The sequence below is a fragment of the Mesorhizobium sp. M1006 genome, assembly GCF_040318825.1.
In the GTDB taxonomy this organism is placed as follows: Bacteria; Pseudomonadota; Alphaproteobacteria; order Rhizobiales; family Rhizobiaceae; genus Mesorhizobium.
Genome location: NZ_JAMYMZ010000020.1, coordinates 28543 through 47649, shown reverse-complemented (window position 1 = coordinate 47649; position 19107 = coordinate 28543). Strand labels below are relative to the sequence as shown.

The following is a 19107-nucleotide window of genomic DNA, read 5'->3' as shown; positions in this document are numbered from 1 at the left end:
ATCAAGGCCTTCTTGATCAAGCGCACTGCGATGCAAATAAACGACATGATCCGTGAGCCGATGATTCGAAAATGGCATAGGTCTTTTTGTCGGTCGCTGCTGCGTGGGCTCGTGGTCTTGTTTGCCCTGAGCGGCCCAGCTTTGGCTGCCAGCAGCGATTGTGTCGGGGACGACGAGGCCGATACGGCTCGGCGAATTGCCGCTTGTACACTCATGATAGAGGATGTGACGGAGCCCGCCAGCAGCCGTTTGACGGCCTATTTCAAGCGCGGCGTCGCCTGGGCGAGGCAGAATGATTATGATCGCGCTATTGCCGATTTCGATAAGGCGATCAGCCTCGATCCGGAAGATGCCAGTGCTTATTACTACCGAGGCATCACCTGGGCACTCAAGAGCGACGCTGATCGCGCTATCGCCGATTTCGACCAGGCGATCAGCCTCGACCCGAAGAGCGATGCATACCGCATCCGAGGCTCTGCCTGGCTCGACAAAGGCGACAACGACCGAGCTATTGTCGACTACGATCAGGCCATCAGTCTCGAGCCCCGGAATGCCGGAGCTTATGGCGACCGGGGCCTGGCCTGGGCACGCAAGGGCGACAACGACCGCGCTATCGCCGATTTCGGCCAAGCGATCAGCCTCGATCCCCGCGATGGCCGAACTTATAACAACCGAGGTCTCGTGTGGAAAAGGAAGCGGGACTACGACCGTGCCATCGCCGATTATGACCAGGCGATCAGCCTCGATCCGAAGGAAACCAGCGCCTACGACAATCGGGGCATGGCCTGGCTACTCAAGGGCGACTATGACCATGCCATTTCCGATTTCGGACAGGCGATCAGCCTCGATCCGAATGTCGCCGGAGTCCATCATCATCGAGGCATGGCCTGGTCACTCAGAGGCGATTCTGATTATGCCATTGCCGACTACGATCAGGAAATCAGCCTCAATCCGAAGAACGCCCGTGCCTACCTCGATAGAGGCCTGACTTGGACAATCAAAGGCGATTACAATCGTGCGATCGCCGACTACGACCAAGCGATAAGCCTCGACCCGAAAGACGCCAGTGCCTATGGCAATCGAAGCCGGGCCTGGAAATATAAGGGCGACTACGACCGCGCCATCGCCGACGCCGACCAGGCGATCAGTCTCGATCCGGAACGCGCCAGTGCCTTCTACAACAGAGGCAACGTTTGGGCTGACAAAGGCGACTATGACCGCGCCATCGCCGACTTTGACCAGGCGATCGGCCTCGATTCGAAAGACCCCAATGCTTACGACGATCGAGGTACGGCTTGGGCACACAAAGGCGATGACGACCGCGCGATTGCCGACTTCGATCAGGCAATCCTGCTCGACCCGAAACACGCCAGTGCCTACAGGAAGCGCGGCTGGATATGGGACAAGAATGGCGAATACGACCGCGCCCTCGAGGACTATGGCAAAGCAATTGGGCTCGATCCGAAATATGCCCATGCTTATCTCAGCAGAGGTCTCGTCTGGTCGATAAAAGGCGAATACGTACGTGCAACGGCAGATTACGACCAGGCAATCAGCCTCGATCCGACGATTGTCTACGCCTATTTGGGCCGGGGTATCGTCCATTTCTACTCCGGTGCGATGGAGAAAGCCCAAGCCGATTTCGCGCAAGCCGCCACAGTCAAACCAGAGGATGCGTATGTTGCGATCTGGCTCGATTTTGCCGAGCGTCGCAATGGCGCAGCAGGGCATTTGCAGGAAGCGACCAAGAAGCTCGACATGACGCGATGGCCGGCGCCGGCTGTTCGAATGCTGCTTGGCGAGCAGACTCTCGCCGCGACAATTGCAGAAGCCGACGACCCTGATGCGATAAAGAAACGCGGAAACCTGTGCGAGACAAATATGTTCAGCGCCGAGCTGAGCCGACTGCAGGGGCACAGCGATGAAGCTTTGCGGCTCTATCGGCTCGCCGCCAGCGATTGCCCCAAAAACTCCTACGAATTTGTTGCCGCCAACGCAGCCCTGCGCGAGCTGTCGCCTTAGCTGCCGCCGCTACGGACTTCCCCGCCTTCGGTGAGATTTCGTTGCTCAACACAGTCTTCGCGCGTTGACTCTATTCCCCATTTCTGGAAATCTGGAAACATGGACAAGACGCTCGCCCTTTCGGCACTTGCCGCGCTCGGCCAGGAGACCCGGCTGGACGTTTTTCGCCTTTTGGTGCGGGCCGGCGCCGAGGGCGTGGCTGCGGGCGAGATCGCCTCACGGCTCGCCGCGTTCCCGAATACGATGTCGGCCCATCTCAAGATCCTGTCGCATGCCGGCCTGGTGCGGACCGAACGAGAGGGCCGCAGCGTGCGCTACTTCGCCGACATGACCAGGTTTCGCGATCTGCTGGCCTATCTCATGGAGGATTGCTGCAATGGCGCGCCGGAACTTTGCCAGCCTGTCATCCAGGCTGTGACCTGCAACTGCTAGCCAGATGAGCTCCGGCAATCTTCCCCGCCGCCTTGTTGCCGAAGCCCTCGGCACGGCTCTTCTGGTCGCCACCGTGGTCGGTTCCGGTATCATGGCCGATAAGCTGACCAACGAGGTCGCACTCACCTTGCTCGGCAACACCTTGCCGACCGGGGCGATCCTGGTCGTGCTCATCACCATATTCGGGCCGATATCCGGAGCGCACTTCAACCCGGCGGTGACGCTGGTATTCGCGCTTCGACGCGAGATCGAAACGAACGCAGCGCTGGCTTACGTCGCCGCCCAGATTGCCGGCGGCATCGCTGGAACATTCCTGGCGCATGCAATGTTCGAATTGCCGATCCTGCAAGTGTCGGCGACGGTGCGGACCGGAAGCGGGCAATGGATTGCGGAGCTGTTCGCCGCCTTCGGGCTGGTCTTCACCATCCTCGCCGGCCTGCGTTCCCGTCCGGATTCGATCCCCTGGCTGGTCGGGCTCTATATCACCGCCGCCTACTGGTTCACCGCATCGACATCCTTCGCCAATCCGGCCGTCGCCATCGCCCGTGCGTTCTCCAACACTTTTGCCGGGATCCTTGGCAGGGTGGCTGCTCGCCCAACCGAAACCAGCCGGACAGATGAAGGCCGCGCAATGACGGTCACCATCTACCACAACCCCGATTGCGGCACCTCGCGCAACACGCTGGCCATCATCAGGCAGTCCGGCGAGGAGCCTGAGGTGGTCGAATATCTAAAAAATCCGCCGTCGCGCGAAAAGCTCGTCGAGCTGATCGCAGCGATGGGCATGACGCCGCGCCAATTGCTGCGCGAAAAGGGCACGCCCTATGCCGAACTTGGCCTGGGCGACCCGAAGTGGAGCGACGACGAGATCCTCGATTTCATGCTGGCGCATCCGATCCTGATCAACCGGCCGATCGTGGTGACGCCGCTCGGCACCATGCTCGCCCGACCCTCCGAAGCCGTGCTCGATATCCTGCCCAATCCGGATATCGGCCCGTTCACCAAGGAGGACGGCGAGGTGGTCATCGACGCCAGCGGCAAGCGCGTCGGCTAGATATCGTCTTATTTCGATCTTTGTCGAAATTCTCTTGACGTGCAGCGATTCTGGAAATAGCTTATTTCCATGAAACTCGAAAAAGCAGCCTCGCAACTTGAAGCCCTCGGCAGCCCGACGCGGTTGCAGCTCTATCGGACGCTGGTGCGGGCGGGCGATGAGGGGCTGCCGGTCGGGCGTATCCAGGACAGATTGGGCATCGCTGCCTCGACGCTGTCGCATCACCTCAAGCGGCTGGTCGACACCGGCCTGGTGACACAGGAGCGCCAGGCGACCACGCTGATCTGCCGGGCCAACTATCCCGCCATGAACGGGCTCATCGGATACCTCGCGGACGAATGCTGCGCCGATGCCACCTGTGCGCCGGCATCGGCGGAAGCGGCCGCCAAAACGGCGGCATGATTTTTTTGCCATTATAATTCGAAATTACCGGAAGGATGGAAGACATGGAGATGATCGAAAAACTCCCCGTTGCGGTGATCGGCGCCGGGCCGGTCGGTCTGGCGGCAGCGGTCCACCTGATCGCGCGGGGCATTCCTGTCAAAGTCTACGAAGCCGGCAATGCGGTTGCATCCAATCTCAGGGATTGGCGCCATGTCCGTGTGTTCACGCCCTGGCGCTATTGCGTCGATCAGGCGGCCAGAAACCTGCTCGAGGCGCATGGCTGGCGGATGCCTGAGCCCGAGGCATTCCCAACCGCGGACGACCTCGTCGCGGATTATCTCGAGCCGCTTGCAAAGCTTCCGCAATTGTCGCCGTCGATCGAAACCGGCGCCCGGGTCGTCGGCATTTCGCGCTGGGGCGCCGACAAGGTGCTGAGCAAGGGACGCGAGAACCGGCCGTTCATGCTGGCGGTCGAGACTGCCGATGGTACAAGGCGCGACGGCGCACGTGCCGTCATCGATGCTTCGGGAACCTGGCAGATGCCGAACCCGCTCGGCGCCGGCGGAATTCCTGCAGAAGGCGAGGCCGAATTTGCCGACCGCATCGCCTACGGCATCCCCGATATTCTCGGCCGCGACCGCAGCCTTTATGCGGGGAAGACGACGCTGGTCGCCGGCTCCGGCCATTCGGCCGCCAATGCGGTGCTGGATCTCGCCAGGCTGGCAAATGTGGAGGCCGGCACCGCTTTCATCTGGACAACGCGCGGCACCGACCTGGTGCGCATCTACCGTGGCGGTGATGCCGACCAATTGCCGGCACGCGGCGAACTCGGCGCCGAAGTGCGCGAACTGGTGGAAAGCGGCGGCGTCAGGCTGGTGACGGGCTTTGCGGCTGTTTCGATCCGCGATGCCAACGGCCGGCTGGTCGTCGAAGGCCAGACCAGGGACGGTTTGCAGGCGCTTGGCCCGGTCGACCGCATCATCGCCGCGACCGGGCAACGCCCGGATCTGTCGCTGACCCGTGAGCTTCGGCTCGAGCTCGATCCATGGCTGGAAAGCGTCAAGGCACTGGGACCGTTGATCGATCCCAACGAGCACTCCTGCGGCGACGTGCCGCCGCACGGCCACCGTGAGCTCAGCCATCCAGAGCAAGGGTTCTACACAGTCGGCATCAAGAGCTATGGCCGCGCACCGACCTTCCTGCTGCTGACCGGGTATGAGCAGGTCCGCTCGGTCGCGGCGGCGATCGCCGGAGACATGGTGGCGGCCGACAATGTCCAGCTCGTGCTGCCCGAGACCGGCGTCTGCACCGTGCCGCGGATCGGCATTGCCGACAAGGGGTGCTGCGGCGGTCCGGCGCCGGCGGCTTCGAGCGCCTGCTGTGTCGCCGACGCCAAGGCGAAGGCGGTCGGCAAAGGCGGCTGTGGCTGCAGCGTCGCGGCATGAGTCTTTCGCCGCCTTCGCCGGCCATCGTGCGCAGCCGCGGCGCGATCATCACCGCGCTTGGCCTGACGCAGATCATGGCGTGGGGGTCTTCCTACTATCTTCCCGCGGTCATCGCGCCGGCAGTCTCCTCCGATACCGGCTGGCCGCTGGCATGGGTTGTCGGCGGCCTGTCTCTCGGCTTGCTCACGGCAGGATTGATCTCTCCGCGCGTCGGCTCGTCGATCGAGCGGCATGGCGGCCGCAACGTTCTGGCGTTCAGCGCCGGATGCATCGGGCTCGGCCAGATCGGGCTGGCTCTTGCCCCTAATCTTGCGGCCTATATCGCGGCCTGGCTGGTCATCGGCCTGGGCATGGGGGCAGGGCTCTACGATGCCGCTTTCGCGACGCTTGGCCGCCACTACGGCCAGGGCGCGCGCTCCGCCATCACCATGCTGACGCTGTTCGGCGGCCTTGCGAGCACCATCTGCTGGCCGATCTCAGCCTTGCTGCTGGGGGAGGTCGGCTGGCGCGGCACCTGCCTGGTTTACGCCGCCTTTCAGCTGGCAATTGCGCTGCCGCTCTATCTGGTGATCCTGCCCCGGGAGCCGCCGCAACCGGCAGTCAAACCGGGAGTGAAGAAGGCGGCACCCATTCTCGACAACCAAGCCGATCCGTCGATCATGATCGTTCTGGCCGCGACCCTGACACTCGCAGCGGTGATCTCGTCGACACTATCGGTGCATCTGCTCACAATCCTGCAAGGCAGCGGCATGGCGCTTGCCGCAGCCGTCGGGCTCGGCGTGCTGGTTGGTCCATCACAGGTGGCGGCGCGCGCGATCGAGATGATGATCGCGCGCTACCACCATCCGATTTTCACCAAGTTTGCCTCGGTTACGTTTGTGGCGATCGGCGTTTCGACGCTCTGGGCCGGCATGCCGATCATCCCGCTGGCGCTGGGCTTCTACGGCGCAGGGATCGGCCTGGAATCCATCGCGCGGGGGACGTTGCCGCTCGCGCTGGTCGGCTCGAACGGCTATGCGAAACTGATGGGCCGCCTCGCCATGCCGAGCCTGATCGCCCAGGCGGCGGCACCCTCGGCCGGCGCATTGCTGCTGGAGCGCTTCGGCCCGCACGGGACGTTGGCCGCGCTTTCCGGCCTGGCGCTGGCCAACGTCATCCTCGCATGCGGCTTGGGCTGGCGGATGCTCCGCCGACGGCAATCGCAGGTTCAAACCCGATAGGATTTCGACCTGCGTTCGGCGCCTTCAACTGGAGAGCGGGAGATCTTCCAAGGGATCGACAAGGAAGGACGCGGCGATCAGATCGTCCGCATCGAGGCGCAGTGAGCCTTTGGCGCCGCCCATAATGGCGGCAACCTTTTGAAACGTCTTGATCTCATGCTCGGTAATCTGGGCACTTTGCATTCTGGATTTGAGGTCAGCGACGCGCAGCCCCAAACTGTGGGACATTCCGATTTTACGGTTCGACATGGTAAGATGCTCCTCCCCGGCCCATGTTTGTTTTGCCACCCGCCCTTATTCGTATTTCCTCCGCCTGCCTAAATATGAGGCATCGCGATACAGCGCCCGAACGCCCGATGCAAGGGAAGGTTCCGGCGCGCAGCGGTCACGAAATAATAATACGTAGGAAGCACGGCCGATGGTCCGGCCGGAGGTAGGACTTAGGTATGACGCCCCGCCGGACAGAGGGCTCCGGTGGCTTAGCGGCTGGCGAGGACCATGCGGTTGCCTTCGCTGTCGCGAAACTCCGCCACCGTGCGGCCCGGCTGCCACGGCGCCTCATGCGGCTCGGTGACGATCTCGACGCCGTCCTTCTTCAGCGCCGCGATCATTGCCCCGACATTTTCGTCGACCAGCACCAATACGGGCTCCGCTCCGGGAGCGTCGTCGGCGCGCCTGACAAAATGCAGGTTCGTCACGGCATGCGGAAATGCCAGCTCGATCCAGCGCCAGCCGCCATCACCCATCTTCTGGTCGGCCATGACCTGGCAGGCGAGATGCCTGGTGTAGAACGCCTTGGCGCGGTCCTGCTCGAACACCGGAAGCTCGGCAAACTGGATATGCATGATCGTCTCTCCTGCTTGATGGCTGCCGCGCAGCCGCCCACGCGGGAAAGACGATGCGGGCAACCGAAAAGATTCTTCGGCAAGGAGAATCTTTTCAGCGCAGCCGGTCGTCCTTCGTTCATACCAACCAGTCAGGAGACGACGATGGACTACGCGCTCATTCGGTACGGTGTGAACCAAGCCGACCTGGCAGATAACCGCGTGCTGGTCGAAAAAGTATTTGAAGCGCTGGGCGAGGCGGCACCGCCGACGGTGCGTTATCTCGTGCTCGAGCTGGACGACGGCTCGTTCGTCCACATCGTCGGCCAGGACGGCGATTCGTCGGCGCTGACCGGGCTTGCCGCCTTCAAGGCATTTGCGGAAAACCACGCCCAGCGCCGTTCGACCCCGGCAATGCGATCGCCTGTCAAAGTCATCGGCAACTATCGTATGCTGGCGGATCAGAAAGCCGGGTAGCGCCCGCCATGCCGCTCGCGCAGAAATGGGAAGCTACGCCGAAAATGAACAGGGCGACTTTGGAGGTGCTGCTCGTCGGGTTGCGGCCAAGGCTGCATCGCTACTGCGCGCGTATGGCCGGCTCGGTGATCGACGGCGAGGACATCGTCCAGGAGGTCCTGATCAAGGCGCTGCAGGCGATCGACGGGGGTGCGATCGTCGAACGGCCCGAGCAATGGCTGTTTCGCATAGCCCACAATGCCGCGCAGGATCATCTGCGGCGGCGCAATCGGGAAAGGTCGCGCATGACCGAGGCCGACATGAGCGTCATCGAGGATCCCTCCGGCAGCGCCGACAGCCGGCTCGCCGCCCAGACCGGCCTGCGCTCCTTCATGCAGCTTTCGGTGCCGCAGCGCAGCGCCGTGATCCTGGTCGACGTGCTCGGCCTCAGCCTGCATGAGACCTGCGAAGTCACCGGCGCGACGCTCGCCGCCACCAAGGCCGCGCTGCATCGCGGGCGGGCGCAGCTCAAGTTGCTGGCGCTGCAGCCCGAACAGGCGCTTGCGCCGAGGCTCGACGCCGATGACGAGCGCCGGCTGCGGCGCTATGTCGACCTGTTCAACGCGCGCGACTTCGACGCGGTCAGGGCACTGATCGCCGAGGACGTGCGGCTCGACGTCGTCAACCGCGTCCGCCTGCGCGGCAAGGCCGAGGTGTCGACCTATTTCGGCAATTATGCCCGTATCAGCGACTGGACATTGTCGCTCGGCTTCGTCGACGACAGGCCGGCGATCCTGATCCGCCACCCGCAAGCGGCCGACGGCGCGGTGCGCGGCTTCATGCTGGTCGAGTGGCGGAACGATCAGGTCATCCAGATCCGCGACTTCCGCTATGCGCCCTGGTGCCTGGTCGACGCGGAGATCAGGGCCGTGGAGGGGTGAGGAGAGCGCTGGAAATGGTGCGAAATGGCGATCAGGCAGCCTCCTGCTGTTTGACCTAAACGCAATTGCCACATGGCAGCACGTTCTTAGAGCGGTTCCGGTTCTCTTAGAACCGGTAACTCGCTCTAACTATCTGTTTTGCCGCATTTATGCGGACGCCACATGACTCCATTTGGCGGCAGAATCCTCTAGCCGATACGCACGCGGCGCGTCACTTGGCCATTGCTTTCCCAGTATGTGTGTTTCTTGGCTATCAAGGGATCGTCCATCGCCGGTTGAATTTGTCCTGTGGTGCTGACCGCGCGCGAGGTCACGGTGTGTTCTCCAGGAGAGGGATTTGCCCAAGCCAGGGACCATATTTTCCAAGCGTGTTCGGCCTCCTCACTGTGGTCAATGGTCGCTGGTGTCCAAGGCCCTTGATCGATTTGCACTTCGACCCGGTCGATCGGCGCCCCCCAGGCTGCCCCAACGATGCGGTAATCTGAATCTTTCCGGGTAACCTTCGCAGGCGCGGACTTTATCAGCGCTCGCCCGACTGACGTCTCGGCCCATACGGTCTCGCCGTTGTGGTCTTCCTCCCGGATGGTGACATAGTCACGGGCCATCAGAAGGCTCATGAACCGCGTATCGCGAACCTCGATGCGCTTTAGCCACTTGACGTTGGCGATCCCGTACCAGCCTGGCGCAATGAGCCGTACCGGGAAGCCATTGGGCGCCGGCAAGGCGGCCCCGTTCATTTCATAGCAGAGGAGATTGTCGGGGTTCATCGCGTCGGCGAGCGACATGCTGCGAGCGAAGTTCTGCTGCATCTTGACGTCGCGTATCGGGATCTCGCCTGTGTCGGTACCGAAAAAGACGACCTCGATGCCCTTCTCCAGAACGCCGGCTTCCTCAAGGATCGGGGCGAGCGGCGTCCCTGCCCAGCGAGCATTGCCGATGCCGCCGGTGAAAAAGGGAAACCCGTGGTTGCCCGAGCATTCCACCGTGAAAACGACCTCCTGCCGCGGTCGCGCCCTGATGTCGGCGAGCGTTAACTCGAGGGGCTTCTTGACCAGGCCTCCGATCTCCATCGACCATGTCTTCTCGTCGATCGTTGGTCGGTTGAAATGCGAGATGCTGAAGAACTTGTCGTTTGGCGTTATCCAGCTATCCAAGTCCTCCCAGACAAGCTGCTTCTGGATACCCACCGGATCGGGATTTTCGGTCGGCTGATCCAGCCATCGAATAACTTCCTCGTTCGGCCGTGTTGGAAAAGCGTAAGCCCGGCGCGAGGTATAGAGAGCAGCAATTGCGGCAAGAGCCGCGCTTCCTTGAACAAGAAGTTCTCTGCGCTGAAAATCAGGCATGTTGTTTACCTCCCAGTTGATCCGGAACGGGCTGCAACGTGCCTTAGCCGTAGCCTGATCACGGATAGGCGACACAATGTGAGGTCTGCCCACCCGGAAGTATCCGGGTAGGTCAGACAATCACCGACGCAAGTCAAGCATGTGAAGCATTGCACGAAACGTTAGCTCGCGTTTCGCACGCTAAGAGTGCGCCTTTGAGAAGGAACTGTCCACAACTTGGACGGGACATGATGATGATTGCAGCATTCCATGCCGATTTCCGGTCCTGCCAAAATCGTTGCTGCTCTGATCGCTGCCGAACGCCCGCTTCTGGGTCATTTCCGGACTTTCGCGGGTTCTCGTCGAACCGGTGTTTCCTGCCGGCCCATGGGTTGGCCGTGCGGCCGGCACCGCCCTGGTCGCTTGGGGCGGCGCAACGCTTTTGGTCTGACGACCAGGGCCGCCTCGAATGTCGCATTTGCAGGAGGAGGCGGGCCCGGGCGGCACATCAGAACCAATCTGCATAACGAGGTGGCCAGCAAGCAGGCCGCCCGGCTCGGGCGCGGCTGAATCAATCACACGTGAACCATTCGCCGACCGAGCGGGGACACCCTAATTGGTGGTGACTTGCGTCACCGCCACGCCGGTTATCCTGCCGTTGCCGGCTGTGTAGGTGAGCGTCTGCGTGACCGTGGCGTCCTTCTGGTCGGGAGACGAAGCAGGATAAGAGGCGGCGAAGCCGAAATGGCCGTAACGATCGGGCTTGGCGGCGCCAAATTTCGCGGCCACGTCGCTCAGCGGCGCTCCGACGCCGGGCGTATCGAGTTCAATAGCTGTCAGGCTGGCAGGCGCGCCGGCGCATCCTTCCGGCACCTTGCCTTCCGGGTTCGGCTGCAGGGCGACGGACAGGACACCATGGTCGGAGCCACCCATCTCGCCGGATACGAACCAGAAGATCGACGGCGATCCGCCGGCGTCGGGGCCGGCATAGCAAAGCCAGTGGCGTGAATCTCCGGCGTCACCTTCATCGTGCATCGCTCCGCCGAAGGCTTTTTCGACATCGGCAAGCGTGGTTTCCTCAAGCTTTATCTCCAGCGGCCCGGCCTTGACCTGCTTGAACAGCGGGCTGGCCAGCGGCGAGTTGATATCGCCCAGGGATGGAATCGCCCGGTCCGGGTTGAGCGGCTTGGCCAGCGTCGTTGCATTGGTCACCAATCCGGCAACGATGAGTGCGAAATATCCGGCGTTCTGTCCCATGCCGATCTCCTGTCGTTCGAAGTGAGGGCGGAAGGATTTGCGAGCGGGTGCTACCCTGTCTGGTTGATACCCAAACCGGTGCACGACGAACTGGTCCCAAGATAAATTCACAACGGCGCAGCCTTCAACGTCATTCCGGCGACTTGGCAACCAAAGTGTAATCGAGGCTCACAATTCCTTTTCGGCCAGCTCGCGAAACGCGTCGGGAACCGACCGCTGTAGCTCGAGCGCGACCGAGGCGTAGCCCACCGCCTCCCAGCCGAAGCGGTCGCGGATCTTGTCGACGGCGCGATCCGCGGTCCAGCGCGCCGCGCCCTTGCTGGTGCCGGGGCGGCGGCGATCGTCGTCGAGCCCGAGCGGCAGTTCCAGTTGCAGGCCGGCATGCTGCTCCAGATGCGATACGGCGATCGCCAGCAGCGAGATTGTCTTTTCGTGCGGATGGTCGATGAGCACCTTGCGCACCAGCGCCTCGGCGATCTCGGCCAGCATGGCGGTCGCCGAAATCGGCTGATCGAGCGTGATCGAGCGCGTCACCGAGCGCAAATCGGCAAAGCGGACGCGAACCGTCACTGTACGGCCGGGCCGGGATTTCGCCCGCAATCTTGTGGCGACCCTGTCGGCCAGATGCAGCAAAGCCGGCACGAAGACCTGCTCCTCGGCCGGTTTTCGGCCAAGCGCCGACTGCGCACCCGCCGAGCGCGCCCGGCGCTGCGTCTCGAGCTTGCGCGGATCGCGGTTCCACGCCAGCGCGTTGAGTTTCTCTCCCGCCGCCGACCCGAGCAGGCGCTCAAGCGCCCCACCATTGGTCTTCGCCAGCTCGCCGATGGTGTTGACGCCGATGCCGGCCAGCCGCTGCCTGGTGACCGGGCCGACGCCCCACATCAGCTCGACCGGCAGGTGGTGCAGGAATTCCAGCTCGTGGCGCGGATCGACCACCACCAGCCCGTCCGGTTTTGCGACCTGTGAGGCGATCTTGGCCAGATGCTTGGTGCGGGCTACGCCGACCGAGATCGGCAGGCCGAGCTCGGCCCGCACGCGGCGGCGGATCTTGCCGGCGATCTCGGCCGGCGAGCCGAACAAATGGGTGCAGCCGGCGACGTCGGCAAAGGCCTCGTCGATCGAAATCCGCTCGACCACCGGCGTGAAATCGCCGAGCACCTTGATTGCCGCATCGCCCAGCCGCTGATAGTCCTTGAAATGGCCGCCGACGAAGACGAGTTGCGGGCAGAGTTCCCGCGCCCGCCGTCCCGGCATACCGCCGCGCACGCCGAACGCCTTGGCTTCATAGGATGCGGCAAGCACTACCCCGCCGCCGACGGCAATCGGCTTGCCGCGCAAGGCCGGGTCGAGCAACTGTTCGACCGAGGCATAGAAGGCATCCAGATCCGCGTGGAGGATGTTGGCTTCCATCCGGCCCGTTCGCCCGCGGCGGTTCGAACGCCGCATTGTCTCGAGTTGTGGTGAGAACATAAAGAGAACATTGTGGGTGGATTGTCAAGCAGCGCGGAGGCTGCCGCAGATGACGAGCGCACGGCAAATGTTCAGCCGCGCAGCCGATCGCGCGCCTGCATCAGCGCGAATCCCAACAGGTTCTCGCCGCGCCACAGCAGCGGGTTCACCGCCCTCTCGTCATCCGCCGCAAGGCCGATACCCCACACCCGGTCGACAGGGCTCGCCTCGACCAGCACCCGGTCATGCGTCGACAACAGATATTCGCGCAGCGCCGCGTTCTGACGGAACTTCTGAAAGCTCCCTTCAGTGACGATGCGATATTTGTCTGCATCCCATTTGGTGCCATCGAAGCCGCTCACCTGGCGGCCAAGCTGCTTTGCCTGCTTGGGGCTCGCCGCCCTGAGGATTTGTGTTGCCGTCGGAGCATCACCGAACAGTCGTGCCTTCTCGGCCATCATCCAGTGTTCGGCAGTCGGATAGCTCAAGCCATCGACGGTAAAAGGCGCATGCCACCACTGGCTGAAGCACGACGTGCTTATTCGGCCGTCCTTAGACGGCTGATGGCCCCAGAAGAACAGGAACTTCTGCCGGGGCTTTGCGCGAAAGGTTTTCTCAAGCCAGGTTCGGTCGTAAATCATGGGCGGATGGAGCAGGGCGAAAGGCCGGCTTGTCAATGCTCCATCCAGAGTGGGTAGCGAAGATGAGCGGTCGGCGCTGAATGCGATGAAATGCTGATCTACAGCGCCATCTTGTAGCCGAGATGACTGGCGGTGAAGCCGAGGCGCTCGTAAAAAGCGTGGGCCTCCCGTCGACCTTTGTCCGTGGTGAGCTGGACGAAGCTGCAATTGCGCGAACGGCATGTTTCAATCGCCCATTCGATCATCAGCTTGCCGACGCCGCGCGAGCGCCATTGCCGGGCGACGCGAACGCCTTCGATCTGGCCGCGCCAGGCGCCTTTTCTCGAAATGCCTGGAAGGAAGCTGAGCTGCAGCGTTCCGACCACTTGCCCGGCGTTGACCGCGACGGCCAGCAACTGGTTGGGATCGGTATCGATTGCGCTGAAGGCATCGAGATAGGATGGCGCAAGCGGCGTGGACGGGTCTTCCCGGTCTGCGCCGAGCACATCGTCCGCAAGCATTGCAACGATCGCCGGCAGGTCGGGCGCCTGCGCGCGACGGAATTCGATCTCGCTCATCGCGCGGAGACATACGGCGCGGTGTCGGCGATCGCAACATCCGTTTTGCAAGGGAGGCCCGCGCGCCTTCAGGTCGCCTCGAGCGCCCAGAGGCGATGGCCGTAGCGGCGGAAGAAGCGGGCGAAGAGGCGTTGCTGCCTGGCGCGGGCGAAGTCGGCGGTGCGCCTTTCCTGTCGCCAGCGCGGCATGTTGCGGAACATCGACAGGAAGCGGGCGGCGTCCTCGATCGCCTCCTCGGCCGACTGCGCCGGGCGGATCGCCGCCAGGAACAAAGCGCGGCTCGGCTTCATCCGGTCGATCGCCGACTTGCGCTGGCCATGGCCCTGGCGCGCCGTGCGGATGCCGTCCTGGCGGATGGCTGCGAAGGCAGCAAGCATGGCCGGGCTGTGGCCGGCATAACCGCAGGCCTGGGCGAACTGGGCGAGGTCCATCGTCACTCCCTTGCTTGCCGGCCGACGGAGCGGCCGCGGTTCTGTTGCTCGCGCCGATTTCCAGCCCTGCACGAGATAGAAGCATAACTCAAGTACCTGAACAAGTGAAACTTTCACGTTGGTGCAAGCGGAACCGACTCGACTCCGCCCCGAAAACCGATAATGATGTGAACAAAGCAGGAACAATGATGGGGATGGCTATGGCATTAGCGGGCAGGGAAGCGACGATCGCGGATGTTGTCTCGATTGCCGTCGAGTGCATCGATTGCGGCCGCAACAGGTGGTGGAAACCGGCCGAACTCAAGCGGCATGGGGTGAGGCCGGAGACACCGCTGGCCGCACTTTCGGGGCGCCTGATCTGCAAGGCCTGCCGGGCCGACGGCCTGCCGGGCGCCGCCGTCTCGATCCAGGCCGCCTTCATCGACGACCGGCAGCGGACCCGCGCCGAGGCGCGCCTGCTCAACGGTCGAGAGCTGCAGTCGAGGCGGGCTTGAGGGGGCGGGCGTGCTGCTCTTCCCTTCTCCCCTTGTGGGAGAAGGTGGCCGAGCGAAGCTCGGTCGGATGAGGGGTGTTGGACGGATCGCTACCTTGATGGCGTAAGTGCTTAAAAATCGCTTCTACATTTCCTCCGCCGCGTTCCTTCCAGCACCCCTCATCCGGCTCGGCGCTGTGCGCCGATCCACCTTCTCCCACAAGGGGAGAAGGCAACAAGCCCTCAATACCCCAGCAGTTCCTTGAGCGGGATGACGCGGAAGACGTTCTTGATGGCGTAGCGGTTGAAGGACAGCGTCTTGGGCGGGTTGTACTGTTCGACGATCAGCTCGGCGGCGGTGCGCTTGACCAGCTTCTTGATGAAGGCCTTGCCGTTTTGCTCGTTCTCCTCGGGCAGGGTCTCGATCACCACATGGTCGCCGGGCAACGCTTCGCGGCCGCCGCAATAGATCATCTCGCCGGGCTCGTAGCGCGGCACCATCGAATCGCTCAGCACGTGCAGCGCAAACACATTGCGCAGATGCCGGATCCCCGGCGGCCGCTGGACATAGCCGGCCGGCTGGCCGTTGAAGGTGAAGTCGCCATCGTCGCCGCCGACGGCGGTACCGAGAAGCTGGATGTCCATCGGCCCGGCGGGCAGGGGGCCGGGATCGGTGACGATCTCGGCATCGGCGACCGGTCCGGCATCTTCGAGGAAAACGACCTCGCCCTTGCCGAGCGCCACCGGGTCGACGCGCAGGAAAGCGGCGGTCTTCAAAAGGTTCTCGGTCTTGGGCAGGTTGCGCCCGGTCTCCCAATTGCCGACGGCAGCGACGTCGGTGTCGTTGTGCTCGGCAATGTGACGCATCACCAGGCCGCGCTGCTTGCGCGCCCGGCGGATCGCCGCTCCGACCTTGATCGACAGTGCAGTTTTCGCCATGGCTCCATCTGAGGCATAAGATTCGGTTTCGTCTATGCAAGAATCGCTTGCATTATGATTTGAGTTATGCTCTTATGTAGGCATGCACAAGTCGCTTCGCCAGCTTTCGGTCCTTGAATCCGCCGTTCAGCGCGCCGGCAGCGCTCGCCTGGAGGCGGTAGCGCAACCGATCGCCGGGGCCATGCATGTGCCAACCCTTTCCCCTTCGTCGCGGCTGTCCTCCTCCCCGGCCGGGACGATGCCCGAGGCTCGCGCCTCGGATCCGGCAGCGCAAGCGGCCGGAACGGCCGGAGCCGTTCCCCTCACGGCTCCGGCCACGAATTGCCTGCCGGCCGGCAATGCGGAAGCCGCGGTTTCCTGCATCCGCACCGAAGACGGCACGGTCATCGCCTTCGACAAGCGGACGGGCAAGGCAGCGTCCGGCGCAACAAGGCAGGGCGGCCGAGATGAAGCTCGATCGCAGCAGACCACGCGAAGGCTGACCGGCTTTCGAGCCTGAGGCCGGCAAAGCCGGCGCCGCACACAGCCATTTTTGCAGGGAATGAAACATCATGGCCGCCCGCTATTCCGCCTTGGAACTGGAACAAATCGAGAACTGGCTGACGAGCGGACTGTCGGCCGCGAAGATCGCCACCCGGTTGACCGCGCTGCGCGGCCGCCCGGCCTCGCGTGCAGCCATCATCGGCATCGTCCACCGCACCGCCCGTTTGCGCATCATCGGCCTTGCCAGATCGAAGGGCTGGTGTGGTGGACGCTCTGGCGGCCGGCTCGGAAATTCGGCGCCTGAGCCATCCAGCACTGCTGATCAGGCGGAGTCGGCTCCGAAGGCCGAGCCACGCTGCCGCCCGGCAAGGCTGTCGGCCAGGCTGGCGCCGCCGGCCTGGCAGCCGGGTCCGGCTCGGATCACCGGGACCGATGGCGCACCGCTCGAAATGCCGGCGCCGCGCCCGATCGCCGCCAGCGGCCGCCAGCCGCATTTCGCCGCCATGCGCTTCATCGATTGCCTGTTCGAGCGCTGCCGCGCGCCGCTCGACACGACGCCGCAGGAGGATGCGGAAAACGACGCTCCCGGCAGCCGGCCAGGTTTGGACATGCTGTGCTGCGGAATGCGCACGAACCCATCGAAAAGCTACTGCGCCTATCACGCTGCGCGCTTCCTGCGCACGCTGCCGGCCGAAGCGATTTGAGCCCGCTGCAATGAGGCTGGAAGTTAGCCAGAGCCCGACGACCAAAACCCAGGAGGACCGAGCCGATGAGCACCAAAACCGCCCAAAAGGTCAAAGCCAGGCCACCGAGATTGCCGAAAGGCGAGGCCGAGCAGGTGCGCATCCGCAAGGAGATCGGCCATGATTTCGCACTGAAGGACGATCGGTTCGGCCGCAAGCGGCTGGCGAAGGGGACGCAGGGGGGAGCGCGCCTCTATGAGGTCTCCAATGACGGCCACACAGCGGCCGGCGGCATCGTGCGGGTGCGCAACGTCGACCCGCTGAGCGGCCTCACCTCGCTGTCGCGCCAGCAGCGCGAGGCGGGCATGCGCTACCGCCAGGATTTCCGCAACTCGTCCGAGGCAACCGCCAAGCCGATGGCCTGGGCCGAGCGCGTCGACGGCGGCCGCACCGGCAGCGGCGTCGCCGAACACATCCTGTCCGCCGGCCGCGACCATGCCGAGGCCACCAGGGCGCTTGCCCACTGGGAGATCGCCGGCATCGTGCAAAAGGTCTGCTGTGCCGACGCAACGGTCAAGAGCCTGGCCGAACAGGCCGGCGAGCCGCGCGACGTGGTGGTGAAACTACTCAAGATCGGGCTCGACATATTGGCCGTGCATTACGGCATGATGCTGATGCGCAAGCCGAGGTGAGAAGCCCCGCCGATCCGGCCGGCACTACCGGCCGGATCGATCCGTCAACGACGGCAGACACGGATTCTTTCGATAATCCGGTGGTGATGACGCCAGTGCCTGATGACTTCGGTGTGGCAGCGCCGGTGGTACCGGTACCGGTAGCGCGGCGCGTAGTCCTCGTTATAGACATCATAGCGGTAACGGGGGACGTACTCATCGTCGTAATCGGAATACCGATGGTGGCGATAGTAATAGTCGTCGTCGTCATAGCCGTTGCCGATGCCGATTGTGACGCTGCCGCCGGCATTCGCCGGGCCGATCACGGAAGCCGCCGATGCGATGGCGATCACCGAGGCAAGCAGGAGCTTCTTCATAGCTACCTCCTTCTTTAACGTCCCTCTAATAGAAAAACCCCCGAGGGGCAGCCTCGTTCCATAGATTGGCAAGATGTAACGAACGGACGAGCCCGAAGTTTAGCGCGAAAACGCCGCTGGCTGCGCCGGGGTCGGATCGTCGACGCAGCGTGGCCGCTCCTCTCATCAAACAGCGGCAATCGCGCGTCAGTCCCGTTTTTTGCCGACGTCTGCCTACAGAACATGGCCCAATTCAAGCAAAACGAACGCGGTCGCACCCAGCACAGCGAGGGCGTAGGCCGCATAAAGAACAAGCAGCATTACCTCAAAGTCCCGGACGAAGCTTGCGGCAATCCTGGTCTCCTTAGGTTCCGTTTTCTCGATGCGGTCGGTTTCCAGCTCCTCCGTTGCCACGACGAGGCAAACAATTCTGTCGTTGTCGGCCGCCTGTAATATCCGTTCCGTCAAATCGACTGCAATCACTGGATCATCGGCCAACTGATCCCGCGATAGCCGGCTTTCAGTGACGGTCTGGATTTCACGCTTTCTCACGCACGCATAATTGCGTCGACTAAATTAGGTTCCACTAAAATAGATAGATTGCCTCGACCCGATCACGACGTGGTGAGGCGTGAGCCCAGCTGGGCGGGGAACTCCGCCTGAGGCCCCCATTTGCCGACCGTCGAGGCGAATCTCGATCGGCGCATCCTCCGATCAAACGGCGCGGGCTTCTTTATAGGCTGCTACGGTGCGCCATTGCTGGTAGGTCGCAATGCCAAAGCAGCCAAACTCTCATATCGCGAACGCAGCGCCGACGTCTTCGGTGCCGACCGGTTATGACGAAGATCGCATGCTTACTTATATCCGGCTGCTCGACGCGTCGGCTGAAGGGACTGATTGGCGTGAGGTCGCCCGCATCGTTCTGCACATTGATCCGGAGCAGGAGCCGGACAGGGCTTTCCGGGCGTGGGCGACACATCTGGCGCGTGCACGATGGATGACCAGGAAGCGGAACGAGCTTCGCCAATTGCATGATGAGTGGTGGGGATGAGCACCATCTAAGCG

At 63.1% G+C, this 19107-nt stretch carries 24 protein-coding genes and 1 pseudogene; 14 read left to right on the top strand and 11 right to left on the bottom strand.

Features of this window, described 5'->3' with window-relative positions; translation table 11 throughout:
- Positions 1 to 12: 12 nt before the first annotated feature.
- The 7 genes and pseudogenes from NKH60_RS19880 to NKH60_RS19850 all read left to right on the top strand — a co-directional run bounded on the left by NKH60_RS19880 (position 13) and on the right by NKH60_RS19850 (position 6557).
- Positions 13 to 2022, top strand: a complete 2010-nt coding sequence (locus NKH60_RS19880; protein ID WP_352850230.1) for a tetratricopeptide repeat protein — start codon at positions 13 to 15, stop codon at positions 2020 to 2022.
- A gap of 99 nt (positions 2023 to 2121) precedes the next feature.
- Positions 2122 to 2454, top strand: a complete 333-nt coding sequence (locus NKH60_RS19875; RefSeq protein WP_352457336.1) for an ArsR/SmtB family transcription factor — start codon at positions 2122 to 2124, stop codon at positions 2452 to 2454.
- Between the two features lie 4 nt (positions 2455 to 2458).
- Positions 2459 to 3089 (top strand): annotated as a pseudogene (locus tag NKH60_RS19870) (aquaporin).
- Positions 3086 to 3508 (top strand): arsenate reductase (glutaredoxin), encoded by a 423-nt coding sequence (gene arsC, locus NKH60_RS19865; protein ID WP_352834119.1) that lies wholly within the window; start codon positions 3086 to 3088, stop codon positions 3506 to 3508. Before NKH60_RS19870 ends, arsC begins: the two are co-directional and overlap by 4 nt.
- A 69-nt stretch (positions 3509 to 3577) precedes the next feature.
- Positions 3578 to 3910 (top strand): ArsR/SmtB family transcription factor, encoded by a 333-nt coding sequence (locus NKH60_RS19860; RefSeq protein ID WP_352490030.1) that lies wholly within the window; start codon positions 3578 to 3580, stop codon positions 3908 to 3910.
- A 50-nt stretch (positions 3911 to 3960) separates the two neighbouring features.
- The gene (locus NKH60_RS19855; RefSeq protein ID WP_502898588.1) at positions 3961 to 5337 is read left to right on the top strand and encodes an NAD(P)-binding domain-containing protein; all 1377 of its coding nucleotides are present in this window, start codon (positions 3961 to 3963) and stop codon (positions 5335 to 5337) included.
- The gene (locus NKH60_RS19850) at positions 5334 to 6557 is read left to right on the top strand and encodes an MFS transporter (RefSeq protein WP_352834124.1); all 1224 of its coding nucleotides are present in this window, start codon (positions 5334 to 5336) and stop codon (positions 6555 to 6557) included. The genes NKH60_RS19855 and NKH60_RS19850 overlap by 4 nt, the downstream gene beginning before the upstream one ends.
- Positions 6558 to 6581: 24 nt before the next feature.
- Here the strand turns inward: NKH60_RS19850 and NKH60_RS19845 are convergent, their stop codons facing one another.
- Entirely contained in the window at positions 6582 to 6806 is a 225-nt protein-coding gene (locus tag NKH60_RS19845) for a hypothetical protein (RefSeq protein WP_031213090.1), read from the bottom strand.
- A 230-nt stretch (positions 6807 to 7036) separates the two neighbouring features.
- Complete coding sequence (locus tag NKH60_RS19840; RefSeq protein WP_352472157.1) at positions 7037 to 7402, bottom strand: VOC family protein; 366 nt, start codon at positions 7400 to 7402, stop codon at positions 7037 to 7039.
- A gap of 144 nt (positions 7403 to 7546) precedes the next feature.
- Here NKH60_RS19840 and NKH60_RS19835 point away from each other — a divergent pair, with 144 nt between their 5' ends.
- Both NKH60_RS19835 and NKH60_RS19830 read left to right on the top strand, forming a co-directional pair.
- On the top strand, positions 7547 to 7858 hold the full coding sequence (locus NKH60_RS19835) for a hypothetical protein (RefSeq protein ID WP_352834127.1): 312 nt from the start codon (positions 7547 to 7549) through the stop codon (positions 7856 to 7858).
- Positions 7859 to 7902: 44 nt separating this feature from the next.
- On the top strand, positions 7903 to 8778 hold the full coding sequence (locus tag NKH60_RS19830; protein ID WP_352834129.1) for a sigma-70 family RNA polymerase sigma factor: 876 nt from the start codon (positions 7903 to 7905) through the stop codon (positions 8776 to 8778).
- A gap of 188 nt (positions 8779 to 8966) precedes the next feature.
- Here the strand turns inward: NKH60_RS19830 and NKH60_RS19825 are convergent, their stop codons facing one another.
- The 6 genes from NKH60_RS19825 to NKH60_RS19800 all read right to left on the bottom strand — a co-directional run bounded on the left by NKH60_RS19825 (position 8967) and on the right by NKH60_RS19800 (position 14438).
- On the bottom strand, positions 8967 to 10124 hold the full coding sequence (locus NKH60_RS19825; RefSeq protein ID WP_352472151.1) for a sulfite oxidase: 1158 nt from the start codon (positions 10122 to 10124) through the stop codon (positions 8967 to 8969).
- A 591-nt stretch (positions 10125 to 10715) separates the two neighbouring features.
- Entirely contained in the window at positions 10716 to 11360 is a 645-nt protein-coding gene (locus tag NKH60_RS19820; protein WP_352453494.1) for a hypothetical protein, read from the bottom strand.
- Positions 11361 to 11528: 168 nt separating this feature from the next.
- The gene (gene dinB, locus NKH60_RS19815) at positions 11529 to 12770 is read right to left on the bottom strand and encodes a DNA polymerase IV (protein ID WP_352834132.1); all 1242 of its coding nucleotides are present in this window, start codon (positions 12768 to 12770) and stop codon (positions 11529 to 11531) included.
- Between the two features lie 131 nt (positions 12771 to 12901).
- The gene (ybiA, locus tag NKH60_RS19810; RefSeq protein ID WP_352834135.1) at positions 12902 to 13450 is read right to left on the bottom strand and encodes a riboflavin biosynthesis intermediates N-glycosidase; all 549 of its coding nucleotides are present in this window, start codon (positions 13448 to 13450) and stop codon (positions 12902 to 12904) included.
- 98 nt (positions 13451 to 13548) lie between these two features.
- A complete protein-coding gene (locus NKH60_RS19805) occupies positions 13549 to 14007 on the bottom strand; it encodes a GNAT family N-acetyltransferase (RefSeq protein ID WP_352472143.1) in 459 nt (152 codons plus the stop codon).
- A gap of 68 nt (positions 14008 to 14075) precedes the next feature.
- Positions 14076 to 14438 carry a hypothetical protein gene (locus tag NKH60_RS19800; protein ID WP_352834138.1) on the bottom strand — a complete coding sequence of 121 codons (363 nt, stop codon included), beginning with the start codon at positions 14436 to 14438 and terminating at the stop codon, positions 14076 to 14078.
- Between the two features lie 194 nt (positions 14439 to 14632).
- Between NKH60_RS19800 and NKH60_RS19795 the strand changes: the two genes are divergently transcribed.
- Positions 14633 to 14932, top strand: coding sequence for a hypothetical protein (locus tag NKH60_RS19795; protein ID WP_352638087.1), 300 nt, complete (start codon positions 14633 to 14635; stop codon positions 14930 to 14932).
- Between the two features lie 221 nt (positions 14933 to 15153).
- On the opposite strand, the gene NKH60_RS19790 is transcribed toward NKH60_RS19795, so the two are convergent.
- The gene (locus NKH60_RS19790) at positions 15154 to 15849 is read right to left on the bottom strand and encodes an XRE family transcriptional regulator (protein ID WP_352457320.1); all 696 of its coding nucleotides are present in this window, start codon (positions 15847 to 15849) and stop codon (positions 15154 to 15156) included.
- A gap of 238 nt (positions 15850 to 16087) precedes the next feature.
- Between NKH60_RS19790 and NKH60_RS19785 the strand changes: the two genes are divergently transcribed.
- The 3 genes from NKH60_RS19785 (at position 16088) to NKH60_RS19775 (ending at position 17707) form a co-directional block, all read left to right on the top strand.
- The gene (locus tag NKH60_RS19785) at positions 16088 to 16348 is read left to right on the top strand and encodes a hypothetical protein (RefSeq protein WP_352834141.1); all 261 of its coding nucleotides are present in this window, start codon (positions 16088 to 16090) and stop codon (positions 16346 to 16348) included.
- A 52-nt stretch (positions 16349 to 16400) separates the two neighbouring features.
- Complete coding sequence (locus NKH60_RS19780; RefSeq protein WP_352834143.1) at positions 16401 to 17036, top strand: high mobility group family protein; 636 nt, start codon at positions 16401 to 16403, stop codon at positions 17034 to 17036.
- A 65-nt stretch (positions 17037 to 17101) separates the two neighbouring features.
- Positions 17102 to 17707: a DUF6456 domain-containing protein gene (locus NKH60_RS19775; RefSeq protein ID WP_352873077.1), complete on the top strand. Its 606-nt coding sequence runs from the start codon at positions 17102 to 17104 to the stop codon at positions 17705 to 17707.
- A gap of 44 nt (positions 17708 to 17751) precedes the next feature.
- Here NKH60_RS19775 and NKH60_RS19770 read toward each other — a convergent pair whose 3' ends face one another.
- Both NKH60_RS19770 and NKH60_RS19765 read right to left on the bottom strand, forming a co-directional pair.
- On the bottom strand, positions 17752 to 18063 hold the full coding sequence (locus NKH60_RS19770) for a hypothetical protein (protein WP_352467934.1): 312 nt from the start codon (positions 18061 to 18063) through the stop codon (positions 17752 to 17754).
- A gap of 213 nt (positions 18064 to 18276) precedes the next feature.
- Positions 18277 to 18594: a hypothetical protein gene (locus NKH60_RS19765; protein ID WP_352501222.1), complete on the bottom strand. Its 318-nt coding sequence runs from the start codon at positions 18592 to 18594 to the stop codon at positions 18277 to 18279.
- Positions 18595 to 18814: 220 nt separating this feature from the next.
- Between NKH60_RS19765 and NKH60_RS19760 the strand changes: the two genes are divergently transcribed.
- Entirely contained in the window at positions 18815 to 19093 is a 279-nt protein-coding gene (locus tag NKH60_RS19760; protein WP_352457314.1) for a hypothetical protein, read from the top strand.
- Positions 19094 to 19107 lie beyond the last annotated feature (14 nt).